The 15,124-nt window shown below is 63.2% G+C and carries 12 protein-coding genes and 1 other RNA gene; 4 read left to right on the plus strand and 9 right to left on the minus strand.

Going from position 1 to position 15,124, the window contains the following annotated elements; genetic code table 11:
- Positions 1-7: 7 nt before the first annotated feature.
- The 9 genes from ACTNFJ_RS08910 to ACTNFJ_RS08950 all read right to left on the minus strand — a co-directional run bounded on the left by ACTNFJ_RS08910 (position 8) and on the right by ACTNFJ_RS08950 (position 10,211).
- Positions 8-1,285 (minus strand): aspartate kinase, encoded by a 1,278-nt coding sequence (locus ACTNFJ_RS08910; protein WP_435906215.1) that lies wholly within the window; start codon positions 1,283-1,285, stop codon positions 8-10.
- 152 nt (positions 1,286-1,437) lie between these two features.
- The gene (gene recR, locus ACTNFJ_RS08915) at positions 1,438-2,031 is read right to left on the minus strand and encodes a recombination mediator RecR (RefSeq protein WP_435905958.1); all 594 of its coding nucleotides are present in this window, start codon (positions 2,029-2,031) and stop codon (positions 1,438-1,440) included.
- A 13-nt stretch (positions 2,032-2,044) separates the two neighbouring features.
- Positions 2,045-4,357 (minus strand): DNA polymerase III subunit gamma and tau, encoded by a 2,313-nt coding sequence (locus ACTNFJ_RS08920; protein WP_435905959.1) that lies wholly within the window; start codon positions 4,355-4,357, stop codon positions 2,045-2,047.
- 53 nt (positions 4,358-4,410) lie between these two features.
- On the minus strand, positions 4,411-5,622 hold the full coding sequence (locus tag ACTNFJ_RS08925) for an acetate/propionate family kinase (RefSeq protein WP_435905960.1): 1,212 nt from the start codon (positions 5,620-5,622) through the stop codon (positions 4,411-4,413).
- A 2-nt stretch (positions 5,623-5,624) separates the two neighbouring features.
- A complete protein-coding gene (gene pta, locus ACTNFJ_RS08930) occupies positions 5,625-7,739 on the minus strand; it encodes a phosphate acetyltransferase (RefSeq protein ID WP_435905961.1) in 2,115 nt (704 codons plus the stop codon).
- A gap of 22 nt (positions 7,740-7,761) precedes the next feature.
- Positions 7,762-7,858, minus strand: an RNA gene (gene ffs / locus ACTNFJ_RS08935) — signal recognition particle sRNA small type.
- Positions 7,859-7,912: 54 nt separating this feature from the next.
- Positions 7,913-8,656 (minus strand): phosphoglyceromutase, encoded by a 744-nt coding sequence (locus ACTNFJ_RS08940; protein WP_435905962.1) that lies wholly within the window; start codon positions 8,654-8,656, stop codon positions 7,913-7,915.
- 9 nt (positions 8,657-8,665) lie between these two features.
- On the minus strand, positions 8,666-9,778 hold the full coding sequence (gene ygfZ / locus ACTNFJ_RS08945) for a CAF17-like 4Fe-4S cluster assembly/insertion protein YgfZ (RefSeq protein WP_435905963.1): 1,113 nt from the start codon (positions 9,776-9,778) through the stop codon (positions 8,666-8,668).
- Between the two features lie 145 nt (positions 9,779-9,923).
- The gene (locus ACTNFJ_RS08950; protein ID WP_435905964.1) at positions 9,924-10,211 is read right to left on the minus strand and encodes a hypothetical protein; all 288 of its coding nucleotides are present in this window, start codon (positions 10,209-10,211) and stop codon (positions 9,924-9,926) included.
- A gap of 91 nt (positions 10,212-10,302) precedes the next feature.
- Between ACTNFJ_RS08950 and ACTNFJ_RS08955 the strand changes: the two genes are divergently transcribed.
- Genes ACTNFJ_RS08955 through ACTNFJ_RS08970 form a run of 4 tightly spaced genes read left to right on the plus strand, consistent with a single transcriptional unit; the run spans position 10,303 to position 15,084 of the window.
- Positions 10,303-10,995 (plus strand): winged helix-turn-helix transcriptional regulator, encoded by a 693-nt coding sequence (locus ACTNFJ_RS08955; protein ID WP_435905965.1) that lies wholly within the window; start codon positions 10,303-10,305, stop codon positions 10,993-10,995.
- The gene (gene mshD / locus ACTNFJ_RS08960) at positions 10,992-11,927 is read left to right on the plus strand and encodes a mycothiol synthase (protein WP_435905966.1); all 936 of its coding nucleotides are present in this window, start codon (positions 10,992-10,994) and stop codon (positions 11,925-11,927) included. Before ACTNFJ_RS08955 ends, mshD begins: the two co-directional genes overlap by 4 nt.
- A gap of 50 nt (positions 11,928-11,977) precedes the next feature.
- Positions 11,978-14,149 (plus strand): RNA degradosome polyphosphate kinase, encoded by a 2,172-nt coding sequence (locus ACTNFJ_RS08965; protein ID WP_435905967.1) that lies wholly within the window; start codon positions 11,978-11,980, stop codon positions 14,147-14,149.
- Positions 14,146-15,084, plus strand: coding sequence for an NUDIX hydrolase (locus tag ACTNFJ_RS08970; RefSeq protein ID WP_435905968.1), 939 nt, complete (start codon positions 14,146-14,148; stop codon positions 15,082-15,084). The genes ACTNFJ_RS08965 and ACTNFJ_RS08970 overlap by 4 nt, the downstream gene beginning before the upstream one ends.
- The last annotated feature ends 40 nt before the right edge of the window (positions 15,085-15,124 follow it).

Below are 15,124 nucleotides of genomic sequence, written 5' to 3' on the forward strand. Positions count from 1 at the left end.
GCCGGCGCTAGCGCCCGGTGCCCCCGTAAACGGTAGCCTCTGAATCGGCATCGAGACCGAACGCGGTGTGGAGTGCGCGGACTGCTTTTTCCATTGCGTCCGCATGGGTGACGACTGAGATACGAATCTCAGAGGTTGAGATCATCTCGATGTTGATGCCGGCCTCAAAGAGCGCGCGGAAGAGCTGCGCCGAGACTCCGGAGCTTGTGCGCATGCCCGCCCCCACGACGGCAACCTTGGCGATTTGATCGTCGTAGAGCAAGCTCGTGAAGCCGAGCTCTTCGCGGTCTGCCTCGAGCGCTTCGACCACTTTGCGGCCCTCGGCGAGCGGCACAGTGAAGGAAATATCCGTGCGATTGGTGTCGGCCGCGGAAATGTTCTGCACGATCATGTCGATGTTCGCGTTCGTCCTCGCAACGCACTCGAATATCTGCGCAGCCTTGCCGGGTACGTCAGGCACCCCGCCCACCGTAACCTTTGCCTCGTTCTTCTCAGCGGCCACGCCGGTGATGATCGGCTCTTCCATCTGATCTCCCTTCGGGTGCCCCTTCGCGGGGTCGTAGACGATCGTGCCTTCGTCGCTCGAGAACGAGGAACGGACGTGCAACACGACCCCGTGGCGACGTGCGTATTCAACGGCTCGCAGGTGCAGAACCTTCGCCCCGGAAGCTGCAAGCTCAAGCATCTCTTCGGAGGTGATGGCGTCGATCTTGCGGGCAAGCGGCACAATACGAGGATCGGTGGTGAAAATACCATCGACGTCGGTGTAGATTTCACACACGTCGGCATCGAGCGCGGCGGCGAGTGCGACAGCAGTCGTGTCGGATCCGCCGCGGCCCAGTGTCGTGATGTCACCCGTGCCGCGATTAAAGCCTTGAAACCCCGCGACGATGGCGATGGCACCCTGGTCAAGCGCTTCGCGCACACGCTTGGGCGTGACATCGACGATCTTCGCTGCCCCGTGCTCGGCAGTCGTGATCATGCCAGCCTGGCTGCCAGTGAACGACAGCGCCTCGACGCCCATGCCCTTGATGGTCATCGCGAGTAGCGCCATCGAGATGCGTTCGCCCGCGGTGAGGAGCATATCAAGCTCACGCGGCGCAGGGATCGGGGTGACATCGGCGGCGAGATCAAGGAGCTCGTCGGTCGTGTCACCCATCGCGCTCACCGCGACGACGACGTCATTGCCAGCGCGCCGAGTGTCGACGATGCGCTTCGCGACGCGCTTGATGCTCTCGGCATCGGCGACAGAAGACCCACCAAATTTCTGCACGATCAATGCCACGGGTAGGACCTCCTGCATGCGGTCGAGGGAAAAATTGGGGTTTGCACCAACGTCCATCTTACCGCGACGCGCCTGCGGTGAAACTCAAGGGGCCCGTGCGGCCAGCCGACAGGGCGCACCGACAGCCCGTGTTCGGGGTCCGCGACTCGAAATTACACCTGCTGGCGCCCCTCAAATGCGCGTCCCAGCGTGACCTCGTCGGCAAATTCAAGGTCGCCTCCGACCGGAAGCCCGGAGGCGAGTCGCGAAACCGGCACCTCGATGGCGCTCAACAGTCGAGACAGGTAAGCGGCGGTGGCCTCCCCCTCAAGGTTCGGGTCAGTCGCGAGAATGACCTCGCGCACCTCCACCTCGGCGAGGCGTCGCATCAGTGACGAAATGTTGAGATCGTCAGGTCCGATGCCGTCGATCGGGCTGATCGCTCCACCGAGCACGTGATACAGGCCGCGGAACTGACGCGTGCGCTCGATCGCAACGACGTCTTTGGGTTCCTCCACCACACAAATCATCGTCGGATCACGGCGCGGATCCCGACACACCGAGCAGCGCTCCTGCTCCGTGATGTTGCCGCATACCTCGCAGAAGTGCACCCGTTCGCGCACGCCAGTCAGGAGCTCGGCAAGCCGAGTGACGTCGAAGTTCTGGGTTTGCAGGATGTGAAATGCGATACGCTGAGCCGATTTTGGCCCGATGCCGGGCAAGCGACCAAACTCATCGATGAGATCCTGCACGATACCGTCGTACATGGGTTACCTCGCCTTAACTGTCATATTGGTTTGAGAGCGGAATCTCTTCGATGAACTTCGCACCCAGCACTTCGCGCACGACTGCTTCTCCGTAACGAGTGAAGGTCGGCGTGTGAGAGATCGCGACGCGAGAGGCTTCTGCAGGCTCTGTCCCCTCGACCAACTCAGCGTCAGGCTCTTCGGGCACCCCAGCATACGGGTCTTCTGGAGCCTCCCCGATCGCCTCTGGTGAGAACCCTGGGTCGACGTGTGGGTCGCGATCGAGCGTGAACGTCGCATCCCCGAACTTTCCGGCGGGAGACTTCGCTGCTGCGGCACCGAGGCCACCCAGTAAGGCACTCAGTCGGGAAGAAACGTGGTCGACCTCCTGGTCCGTGCCGACCGGGTCAGGGTCCTCTGATGCTTCCCCTCGGCCGTCTGATGCTCCGGCGGCATCGATAGAAGGTGCGGCAGGAGCCCCGGGCGCACCGGACGGCAACTGCTTCGGCACATATCTCACCGTCAGACCGATCGCCGCGCTGATGGCCTCCCGCAATGGACCAGCCCCCACTGATTTGAAGCTTTCGAGATCTGACTTGCTTGCAACTCCGATGGTGAGCACGTCATCGCGCAGTTCGAGCGGCACCACGGGGCGCACAGCATTCCAGGCCTCTCGGTCACTTTCGAGAATCTCTTCGAGCAGGTCGGACCAGACCTCACGCAGTTCATCAAGTGTCACCGGTTCAGCGTGCGCTGATATGGGAGCAGGGATCGCTGGCTGGGGCATCGCGGTTTCGTGGACAGGTATCGCAGACTCAGGAGCCAGCGACTCGGGTGCACCTGGCTCGGTCACAACAGGCCCAGGAACGGCCGCAACCGGGCCGGGTATCTGAGCGACCGGGTGTACCTCGGGCGCCAGGCGCTCAGGTTGAGGAGCAACAGAATCGGGTTGCACCGGAAGATTGGATGGCGAATGAAGAGGATCGGTCGCGCCGCTCCCCCCGACAGCCTCAGCGGATCCAGCGACCCCAGCGGATTCCAAGCTGACAGCGCCAGCTCCTGCTGAGTCGCTGCGCAGGAACTCCCGGGCCGAGCGCATGGTACTAATGATGTCTGTGGCGACGGCGCTGGGTGAGACAGCGACCTGGGGCATTTCTTCTCCCGGGGAAGGCGCCTTCACCGACCCGGACGAAACGCTGGACTCAGCCGAGTGCGCGGAAGTCGGAGCGGAACCCGACCGAGGAGCAGCAGAGACGAGCGCCCGCGCGATCATGAGTTCCAGATGCAGCCGCGGGGCCGTAGCACCGGTCATTTTATCGAGCGCCGCGCTCACTGTGTCGGCGAGACGTGACAGTTCACCGCGACCGAACGCTTGGGTCTGCTCGAACATCCGCTGCAACTGGGCTTCCGGCACGCCACGGAACACTGCCGCAGCACCATCGACCGAGGTCGCACTGACGACAATGAGGTCGCGCAACCGTTCGAGAAGATCTTCGACGAAGCGCCGCGGATCTTGCCCGGTCTGCACTACACGATCGGTCGCATGAAAAGCCGCCGACGCATCGCTCGCGGCAAGCGCCACCACCACTTCATCAAGAAGCTCTGAGCTCGTGAACCCCAAGAGTCCGGCGGCACGCTCGGTGGAGACTCGGCTCTCTTCGCTCCCCGCGATGAGCTGGTCAAGAATACTGAGCGTGTCGCGCACCGACCCGCCGCCTGCGCGAACGACGAGGGGCAGCACACCGGGTTCGACCTCAACGCCCTCGCTCGCGCACAGGGACTGCGTGTATTCAATCAGCGCGGCGGGCGCTATCAGTCGAAACGGGTAGTGGTGCGTTCGAGAACGAATCGTCCCGATGACTTTCTCCGGCTCTGTGGTCGCGAAAATAAACTTCACGTGAGGCGGCGGCTCTTCGACGATCTTCAACAGCGCGTTAAAGCCGCCCGGCGTCACCATGTGCGCCTCATCAATGATAAAAATTTTGAAGCGGTCTCTGGCTGGCGCGAACACCGCGCGCTCGCGCAAGTCTCGAGCATCGTCAACGCCACCGTGGCTAGCTGCGTCGATCTCGACCACGTCGAGCGATCCGCCGCCCTCGCGGCTCAACTCAATGCAACTCGGACACACTCCGCACGGGGTGTCGGTGGGACCCTCAGCGCAGTTCAAACACCGCGCGAGTACGCGTGCCGAACTCGTCTTGCCGCAGCCGCGGGGGCCGCTGAACAAATATGCATGACCGATACGGCCGTTACGCAACGCGGTCATCAACGGATCGGTCACATGAGCTTGCCCGATCATCTCGGAAAAACTCTCTGGCCGGTAACGGCGGTACAGTGCGGTAGCCACGCACCCATGCTACCGGCGGCCCCCGACAATCAGTCGGTGAGAGCCACCACCGACTACCCCGACTCTCCCTGCGCCCCGGAGCCGCTCACCAATTGCCACGACTGCCGCGCGATCTCCGCTTCCTCATCGGTCGGCACCACGAGCACTTCCACACGCGAGGCGTCACTGCTGATCCGCCGCGGGCCTGTCTCCGGCGAAGCATTGCGCGCCGCGTCGATCTCTATTCCCAGCATCTCCAGGCCCGCACACACCTCCGCCCGAAGGGGCGCATGATTTTCTCCAACGCCAGCGGTAAAGATGAGCGCATCTGCCGCCCCCAGTTCGACGAGGTACGCGCCAACATAGTGGCGGATCCGCCGTGCGTACACGTCGAGGGCCAACCGCGCATTGCCCGAGCCTGCATCCGCCGCAGCCCGCACGTCGCGCATATCGTTCGAGCCTGCCAGACCAACAAGCCCAGACCGTTTGTTGAGGAGTTCGTCAAGCTCGTCCACTGAGAAGCCCCGGCGCAGCAAGTGGAGTATCACCCCCGGGTCGAGATCACCGCTGCGGGTGCCCATGACGAGCCCCTCGAGCGGAGTGAGCCCCATCGAGGTCGCCACCGAACGCCCGGCGTTAATCGCACAGGCGGACGCGCCGTTGCCCAGGTGCAGCACGATCTGCTTGAGCGAGTGGATGGGTTTGTTGAGAAAGTCTGCGGCGCGTTGCGCAACGACCTGGTGGGAGGTGCCATGAAACCCGTACCGGCGAATCCCATGTGCCGAAGCGATCCCTGCATCAATGGCATAGGTGTATGCCGCAGGCGGCATGCTCTGATGAAACGCAGTGTCGAATACTGCGACGTGCGGCACCTTGGGAAAGGCCTCGCGCGCCGCAAGGATGGCCTGGTAGTGCCCTGGATTGTGCAGTGGCGCAAGCGCCGCGAGATCTAGAATCTTCGCTGCAACCTCGTCGTCGATCAAGGCCGGTTCGACGAACTCGCTGCCACCCTGCACCACGCGGTGCCCCACCGCGCCGAGATTGCACCGGTCAAGTGGCTGACCCTCTCGTTCGAACGCGGCAATCATTGCCCGAAATCCGTCACCGTGATGGCGAATCGGCAGCTCCCGCTCAGTGCTCTCAGATCCGGCCCGGTGCACCGCCCGGCCCATCGACTCACCGATGCGCTCAATAAGCCCCGACGCTTGCCGTTGCTCGGTCTGAGCGTCGATGAGCTGATACTTGATGGATGATGATCCGCTGTTGACAACCAGAATGAGGCTCACGCTCACCCCACCCGCCCCATGCCCGCCTGCACTGCGGTGATGGCCACCGTGTTTAGGATGTCGTCGATTGTGGCCCCGCGCGAGAGATCGTTGACCGGCTTGTTCAGGCCCTGGAGCACCGGTCCTACTGCGACAGCCCCGGCGGAGCGTTGGACTGCTTTGTAGGTGTTATTGCCCGTATTCAGGTCGGGGAATATGAACACCGTGGCGCGCCCCGCGACCGTCGAACCCGGGAGTTTGGATGCTCCGGTCACTGGGTCGGATGCGGCGTCGTACTGGATGGGACCATCGATGAGGAGGTCGGGGCGCACCGCGCGGACGATCTCTGTTGCGCGTCGCACCTTGTCGACATCAGCACCACTGCCCGAATCGCCTGTCGAGTATGACAACATGGCAACCCGCGGATCTACGCCGAACTGAGCTGCCGTTTCGGCGGAGGAAATCGCGATATCGGCGAGCTGCTCGGCTGTGGGGTCTGGGTTGACGGCGCAATCGCCGTACACCAGCACCCGATCGGCGAGCGCCATAAAGAACACGCTGGAGACAACCGAGACGCCCGGTTTCGTCTTAATGATCTCGAGGCTCGGCCGAATCGTGTGCGCCGTGGTGTGCGCGGCCCCAGACACCATTCCGTCGGCCAAACCCAAATGCACCATCATGGTGCCGAAGTAGCTCACATCAGCGATGCGCTCAGTGGCCTCTTCAAGCGTCACACCCCTGTGCGCCCGCAGCCGAGCGTATTCCTGAGCGAATCGCGCGCGCAGCGGAGAAGTCTCGGGATCTACCACCTCAGCATCCTCGAGCGACAGGCCGAGTTCAGAGGCGCGCTTTCGCACGGCCGCTTCATCACCCAGGATCGTGAGCCGAGCCGTGCCGCGCGCCAGCAGCGAGCTCGCAGCGCGAAGTATCCGGTCATCATCGCCCTCGGGAAGCACGATGTGCGCATTCGCCGCGGCTGCGCGTTCAAACAGCTCGTACGCGAACATGATGGGGGTTCGCACAACCCCGCGGTACAGCTCGAGCCGTTCGCGCAGCAACGCGGCATCGACGTGCTGACGAAAGAGACCGATAACGGTGTCGAGCCTCGCGGGTTCATCGGCGCTCAGTACCCCGCGCGACTGCGTCATCTGCTGCGCCGTGTCGAATGTGCCCAGTGACGTGCGAATGACGGGCAGTGCGGAACCGATGCCATCAAGCAGCCGCTCTACATCGGGCGACAAATCGAAGTCACCGTTCAGCACCACAGCCGCGAGCGTCGGGAACGTGGGCGCCTCGTGCGCCATCGTTACCGCGAGCAACGTCTCCGCGCGATCCGCCGCCACCACCACGGCTGAGCCCTCAAGGAGGCGGGGCAGCACATGCTCCATGGACATTCCCGCGATCACGATCTGCCGCACCTCACGCGCAAGAAGCTCAGCACCGCCGCGCACCTGGCGTCCGTCAACTGCGGCCAGCACCGTCGCAACGGTCGGCGAAACCAGCGTGATCTCCTCGGGAAGCGCCCAGACTGGGGTTCCTTCCGGAAGCACCGCGCTGACCTCGGAGATGATGCGAGGAAGTGCAGGCGGATCCGCGCGGTTGACGAGGGTGGCAAGCACGCTCGCGTGCGCGGCATGAAGCTCTTGACGGCCGATCTCGGCCACCTGAGCGATGTCGCTCGCGGTACGGGGTGTGCTTTGGCCCAGGGTCTCCGCCGAATCGTGCGCCCGTCCGCTCACGATCAGGAGCACCGGGCTGTCGAGATTCGCGGCGATGCGCGCGTTGAACGCGAGTTCGGTCGGGACAGCCACGTCGGTGAAGTCGCTGCCGACCACCACCACCGCGTCGCATCGTGACTTGAGCGCCTGATACGCAGTGACAATCCGTGTGATCGCCGCTTCGGGGTCGTCGTGGGCCTCGTCGTAGGTAGCGCCGATGCACTCGTCATACCCGGCATCGGCAGTCGCTCGGGCGAGCAATAACTCGAGCACCCGGTCTCGCGTCTTTCCTGCGCGAATGAGTGGTCGAAAGACCCCTACGCGAGGAGCATCTACGAGCAAGGCATCGAGCACTCCGAGCGCAACCGCGCTCTTTCCAGACCTGCCCTCGGCAGACGTCAAATATAGTGAAGCGACCACACGCCCCAGTCTAGGCCTGGGCATGCAAGACCCCCCACGCACCCGATAGAGCCCGGCTACCCTTGCTGCATTTCTGCCCTGGGGGAGTTCACCGAGGTACCGCCACGTGGGGGGCTTTATTAGTCTAGCGGAACCGGCGATCCTCTCTGCGCCAGGAGCGATCGCGCAGACGGTTAGTGCTTGCCCTGCGACGCCACCGCCGCTGCACCTGCCGCAGCAGCCTCGGGGTCGAGGTAGCGCGCCGGACCAGCGGGCGTGCCGTCGGTGTTGATTTCGTACACCAACGGCATGCCGGTGGGAATGTTGAGCGATGCAATATCTGCGTCGCTGATGCCGTCGAGGTGCTTCACCAGAGCGCGCAAGGAGTTGCCGTGCGCGGTGACAAGAACCGTCTGACCGGCATTCAGATCAGGGAGAATGGCACCTTCCCAGTACGGAATCAATCGGTCAATGACGTCTTTCAGGCACTCGGTCTGCGGGCGCTCGCCATCTATACCCGCGTACCTGGGGTCGTTTGCCTGAGACCACTCGCTCGCGTCGTCGAGTGCGGGCGGCGGAGTGTCGAACGACCGGCGCCACTGCATAAACTGCTCCTCGCCGTATTTAGCGAGTGTCTCTGCTTTATCGAGGCCCTGCAACGCGCCGTAGTGCCGCTCGTTCAGACGCCACGATCGACGCACGGGGATCCACAATCTATCGGCGGAATCAAGGGCGAGATTCGCCGTCTGAATAGCGCGGCTCAGCAGCGAGGTGTGCAGCACATCTGGCACGAGCCCGGACTCGGCGATGAGCTCGCCCGCCCGCCCAGCCTCGGTGCGCCCCTTCTCAGTGAGCCGCACGTCAACCCACCCGGTGAAGAGGTTCTTCTCGTTCCACTCGCTCTGGCCATGGCGCAACAAAATCAGCGTGTTCGTCATAGCTTAAGACTACAACCGCTTGAGCCGAGGTACGTCTCGCGTGCGCCCGGCATCTGCGGGCACGATGGCTTCTTGCGTCGCGGCGATCACCTCGCCACCGGCGGTGCGCGTTTCAAGCAGCGCATCCTCTGCGACCGATCGCTTCAGCAGTGCCAGCGCGATCCCACCCCATTCGTAGTGCAGCGCTGCGCGTGTGACCCGACCGACCGGCCGAGCTTCCGACGATCCGGATTCGCCCGCGAGGTACACCAACGCGCTCGCTTCTGGCAGTTCACCCCCGGAGCCATCGAGATGCAGCATGGCAAGCCGACGTGGGGGGTGCCCCAAATTGTGTACCTTCGCTACCGTCTCCTGCCCGCGATAGCAGCCTTTGTTCAGGTGCACGGCGGTGCGCAACCAGTCCAGTTCGTGCGGGATCGCGCGCTCGTCGACCTCGCCGTGAACGGTTGGCCGCCAAGCCCGCACCTCAAGCGCATCGAGGGCGCCGAGACCAGCGGCGCGCACCTCGCCAGAGGCGACCAGTCCAACGACGGATGGAAGATCCGCCCGCGAGACCACTAGGTGTGACGCGACCCACCCGGTCCCGGCGTGTTGGCCGCGCGCATACTGCGCTCCCCCGGGTTCTGCCGTTGCCCAGCCGTCTCGCCATTCGGCGACGGCAATCCCCAGTGCTGATATTGCCGGAAGTGCAACTCCGTCACCGCAAGCGAAGACCGCCGCAAATGCATCTGACACGTCAGCAACCTCGACGCGCAGGGCGAAACGCATGCGCAGCAGAAACGCGGCGAGAGATTCGGCCTCGTTTTCATCGACGAGCAGCCACGTTCGTTCGCCATCCTCGAAGATACGGATCGCGTGCTCGATGCGTCCATTTGGGTCCAGCAGGAGCGTCTCGGCGGACTCACCCGCGCCCAGACCGAGCAGTCGTTGGCTCGTCATCGAGTCCAGCCAGTTCAGCCGATCTGGCCCGCTTACGTGGAGAATCCCGCGATGCGACAAGCTGACGATGGCATCGCCCTCGGCAAGCGAACGTTGCTCACTCAGGGGCGATCCGAAATGCAGAGGCACCCCGAGAGCCTCGTCGGCTATCGCGCCTGGAAGGTCGAGAAAGGGGTCACGCACGGAGGCAGAAATCGCTTAGCGCTGACCCTTGTAAAGCTTGTAAATTACTGTCCCGGAAACCCAAGCGATCGCGAGGGTGGCAAGGACCAGCAATCCAGTGAAGAAGAGTTCGAGTGCGAGCATGCAACCAGTCTAGCAGCGCCACTCAGGCGTCAAGCAGCACGCCGACGCCGTCAATCACCGCGATGATCAGCACCGACCCAGCAACGCTAAAGGAAGTCCGGGTGATGAACCCGATGCGCTGCGCGGTGCCGAGTTGCAGAGCGAAGGTCACCAGTGTGCTGACACCGACGGCAAGCGCGAGCCACTGAAATCGAGCCTCGCCCGGCACCCAGACAGTGACGAGGATCCCAAACACGGCAGCCACGATCCACGCCGCAATAAGCCGCGGCAGGTGCCACGGATGCTTATCGGGAATGGTCTGGTGAGTCACATCTGACATCTTCGCACACGAGGCACACCCACACCCCGGTAATATAGGAGGCGGAGCTCGCGCATTCCGCGCGGCAGAGGGGGCGCGATCGTTGCAGCTGCTCTGCCTCACAGATGGCGACCCGGGTTCCGCGCTTCCCGGCCTCGATCTCTTGCCGCACGAGCTTCGCACGTCACCTTTGACGGTGCGCTTACCTGCAAGTGCCGCCGCTCGTTTCGACCTCATACTGGTTGACGCGACGCGCGACCCGCGAAGAGCTCGTGCGGTGTGCCTCGAACTTCTCGGCGACTGCCCGACACCTCGCCTGCTTCTCATCACCGAGTCCGCGCTCCCGGCGGTCACCCCCGACTGGGGCATCAGCGACGTGTTACTCCCCGCCGCCAGTCCCGCTGAAATCGATCTCCGCCTCCGCCTTGGCCAGGTGCGCCGCGACGCGGGAGATAGTGGGGAGCCCACCTCTGCGACTGCGATCAGCATCGCCGGCATCGTCATCGACGAGCGAAATTTTACGGCGAGGGTGCACAAGCGCACACTCGATCTGACCTACAAGGAGTTCGAGCTTCTGCACTATTTGGCTGGCCATCCCGGCCGGGTATTCACCCGCGAGCAACTACTCAGTGAGGTGTGGGGCACCGATTACTTTGGTGGCACCCGCACGGTCGATGTGCACGTACGGCGACTCCGAGCAAAGCTGGGCGAGCACGAGGGGCTAATCAGCACCGTACGGGGCGTCGGGTACGGATTCGCGCGCGAACGAGACCGAGACGAGCCGGAGTCCTCGTGACCCTCACAGCCAGGCCACTCAGCCCGACCGATCGATGCTCGATGGAGTCGGTGCGGGCGCTGGTCGCCGAAGCTGAGCGCGCGGATGGCACTCCACCAATTTCCGACCAAGCTGTGCTGGCGGCGAGCCGAGGTGAGCGAGCGCTGGTGGCATTCGAGGGAACACCGGTTACTCCATCGGCGGATCCCCGCGCCCTCCTCGCGGTAGGCATCTGGGGTGACGGTGAGCTCGACCTGGTGGTGCGTCCGAATGCCCGCGGCGCGGGTCTGGGGAGGCTCGCCCTCGCCACCCTCCTCGACCAGGTGGATCACCATTCGCCCGGTCCCCTCCGCGCCTGGGCGCACGGGGAGAACCCGGCGGCAAGTGCCCTCCTGAGTAGCGCCGGTTTCACCCCTACCCGCACCCTGTACCGCTTAGCTCTCGACCCCGCCAGGCTCCCGGCAGCCATCGCTGATGCTCGACCACTGCCCTCGGGATTCCACACCGTGAGTTTCGATCCTGCGCGTCGCGACGAGGCCGAAGCGTGGGTGCGCGTGAACGCTGCGGCCTTTGCCGACCACCCCGAGCAGGGTGGGGTCACCGACGCTGATTTCGCCGCGCTCCGCGCTGAATCTTGGTTCGATCCTGACGACCTGATTGTCGCCAAAGACACGTCGAACGGCTCAATTGCGGGGTACACCTGGATCAAGACGGTCCGCGAATCAGACCACACCGAGACGGAGCTCTATGTGCTGGGGGTAGATCCCAGCTACGTCGGACGTGGTCTGGGCGCTGCGCTCCTCGGGGTGACGTTGAGGCGCATGAGCGAGCATCGCCCCACACGGATCACCCTGTACGTCGACGGCTCGAACGAGCACGCCCGCGCGCTCTATGCCCGAGCGGGTTTCACAGTTGACTCGGTAAGTACGCAGTGGCTTCGAAACAATCGGTAAACGCACGGCCTGTCTGCGCGAGCGCGGCTTGCGTTTGACACAATGGGGTCATGAGTGACTCATCTGATGCGGCAAGCCTCGCCGCGATCGTTCCCGTGACGGCGTTAGACGCGCCCCCCGCACCTGGCGGCGACGATCTGCCCGCCGATCGCTACATCGATCGAGAAATGAGCTGGCTTGCGTTCAACCAGCGGGTGCTTGAGCTTGCCGAAGATCCCGCGGTGCCCGTCCTCGAGCGCGCCAATTTTCTCGCGATCTTCGCGTCGAACCTTGATGAGTTCTTCATGGTCCGCGTCGCAGGCCTCAAGCGACGCATCCTCACCGGCCTCGCCCTCCCGACCAACGTGGGTCGCGCCCCGGGCGATGTGCTCGCAGTGATCAATAGCACCGCGTATGAGCTACAGCAGCGGCATGCCAGCTGCTGGGCCGATCACGTGAAGCCCGATCTCGAGGCGGCTGGCGTGCACTTCGTCAAGTGGGGCACGCTTGATGCGGCAGACCGCAAGATCCTCACCCACTACTACGAACAGCACATCTATCCCGTGCTCATGCCACTCGCAGTCGACCCGTCACACCCGTTCCCCTACATCTCGGGTCGGGCGCTGAACCTCTCGATCCGAGTGCGCAACCCGCGCAGTGACAAGATCGAGTTCGCAAGGCTGAAAGTGCCCCAGATGATTCCGCGCTATGTGCGGGTGGATCAGCGTGAGTCGGCCGAGAGCGTGAGATTCATCGCGCTGGAAGAGCTCATCGCAAATCAACTGGGTGGCCTCTTTCCCGGCATGGAAGTGATCGATCATCACGTGTTTCGCGTCACCCGCAACGAAGACGTTGAAATCGAGGAAGACGAGACCGAAAACCTGATTCAAGCACTCGAGAAAGAGTTGCTCAGGCGGCGCTTCGGGCCGCCGATCCGCCTCGAGATTTCTGACGACATGGACGAGGCAACTCTCGATCTGCTCGTTACCGAGTTCGACATCGATCAGGAGCAGGTGTACACGCTCCCCGCCCCGCTCGATCTGAGCGGCCTGTTTGCGTTGACGAGACTCGAACGGCCCGATCTCAAGTTCAAGCCGCACATTCCCGTGACCCATCCGAGCTTCCGCCCAAATACCCCGAGCGACACGCCAGATATTTTTCGCGCTATTGCGCGCCGCGAAGTCTTGGTGCATCACCCCTACGAGTCGTTCGCAACCAGCGTGCAGGCGTTCGTCGAGCAGGCAGCGGTCGATCCCGATGTGCTTGCCATCAAGCAGACTCTCTACCGCACCTCCGGCGACAGCCCGATCGTCGCGGCGCTCATTAAAGCCGCAGAAGCCGGGAAGCAGGTGCTTGCTCTCGTAGAAATCAAGGCCCGCTTTGATGAGGAGGCGAACATCACCTGGGCTCGAAAGCTCGAGCAGGCCGGGGTGCATGTGGTCTACGGAATGGTGGGGTTCAAGACCCACTGCAAGCTGGTGCACGTGATTCGCGAAGAGCAGGGTCGACTCACGCACTACTGCCACATTGGCACCGGCAACTACAATCCCAAGACCAGCCGGATGTACGAAGACTTCGGGCTCTTTACGTCTTCGACCGAGGTCGGCCGCGACGTGACCAAGCTGTTCAACGTGCTCTCGGGCTACGCCATCGAAACAAGCTACGACCGGCTCCTGGTCGCACCCGAGGGGCTTCGCGGCGGCCTGCTCGAGCGGATCGAGCGTGAGGCCGAACACGCACGCGCCGGACGCCCGTGCGGCATTCAGTTCAAGGCCAACAGCATGGTTGATGAACAGATCATCGATGCGCTCTACCGCGCCAGCCAAGCGGGTGTGCCGATCGAAATTTGGGTGCGTGGCATTTGTTCCATCCGCGCGGGCGTTCCTGGCCTGTCCGAGAACATCCGGGTGCGATCTGTACTCGGTCGATACCTCGAGCACTCCCGCATTTACGCATTCGAGAACGACGGTGAGCGCGAGGTATTCATCGGCAGCGCCGACCTCATGCACCGCAACCTCGACCGTCGCATCGAAGTCCTCGTGCGCATCACTGATCGGGAGCACTTGGCACGCATCAATCGGTTTTTCGACTTCGCGTTCAGTGACAACGTCTCCTCCTGGCGCATGTTGCCCGACGGCACGTGGCAGCGTCGCTCCATCGGTGAGAACGGAGAAGAGCTTCCCGATCTGCAAGACCTGGTGATGGTCGACCGCACCGAGGCTCGGTCTCGGGGCAGCCGATGAGCGCAGAGATACATGCGGCAGGGACGGTCTGCTGGCGGCGGGTAAACGACCAAATTATGGTGCTCCTCGTCCACCGAACGAAGCAGCGGGATGTGTCCTTCCCGAAGGGAAAACTCGACCCGGGTGAGAGTATGCCGCAAGCTGCGGTGCGCGAGACGTTGGAAGAAACCGGGCTGCAGGTGGCTCTGGGGGCAAACCTCGGAACGATTCACTACGCGCTCCCCACAGGCGGGCAGAAAACGGTCCAATACTGGGCAGCTGAAGTGACGGAACCGGCCGTGCAGGTGTCGAAATTCGTACCTAACTCAGAGATTGAAGCGCTGGAGTGGGTGCCGTTCACCCGCGCGCGGAAGCGCCTGAGCTATTCCGCCGATCAAGAGATCTTTGATGTCTTCGCCAACCTGGTCGAACGAGATGCCATCGATACCTTCTCCGTCATTCTGCTCCGTCACGCAAAAGCGGAGTCGCGCAGTGTCGAGTTCCCCGAGGATCGGTTGCGCCCGCTCTCCGATTCGGGTGAAGATCAGTCAGAGCACCTCGTGCCCACACTGGAGGCGTTTGGGGTGTCCCGCATCTATTCCTCGAACGCCGAGCGCTGCATGCGCACGGTAGCGCCCCTTGCACACCACTTACACAAGACCGTGCGCGTGCAAGAAGGGCTCAGCCAGGAAGCATGGGATGCCGGCGAAAGCGCAGAGCTGCGCCGCACCCTTGGCAAGGTCGTTCGTAAGGGGAAGAACACTGTGATTTGCACGCATCGGCCCGTGCTTCCCGATGCTGCACGTGAACTTGCGCTCGCCACCGGTAGTCTGCCGGGCGAGTACCTGCGCGAATCTACCGAACTGCCGACGGCCGGGTTCTCGGTGTTTCACCTGTCCCGAAAGTACCCCGGCGCCGGCATCCTGGGCGTGGAGACCTACCCGATCAAGCTCTGATTCGGGTGCATCGGCGAGAGCAATAAACAGCAGACTCCCC

The organism is Leucobacter shiyiweii, from assembly GCF_052446065.1.
In the GTDB taxonomy this organism is placed as follows: domain Bacteria; phylum Actinomycetota; class Actinomycetes; order Actinomycetales; family Microbacteriaceae; genus Leucobacter.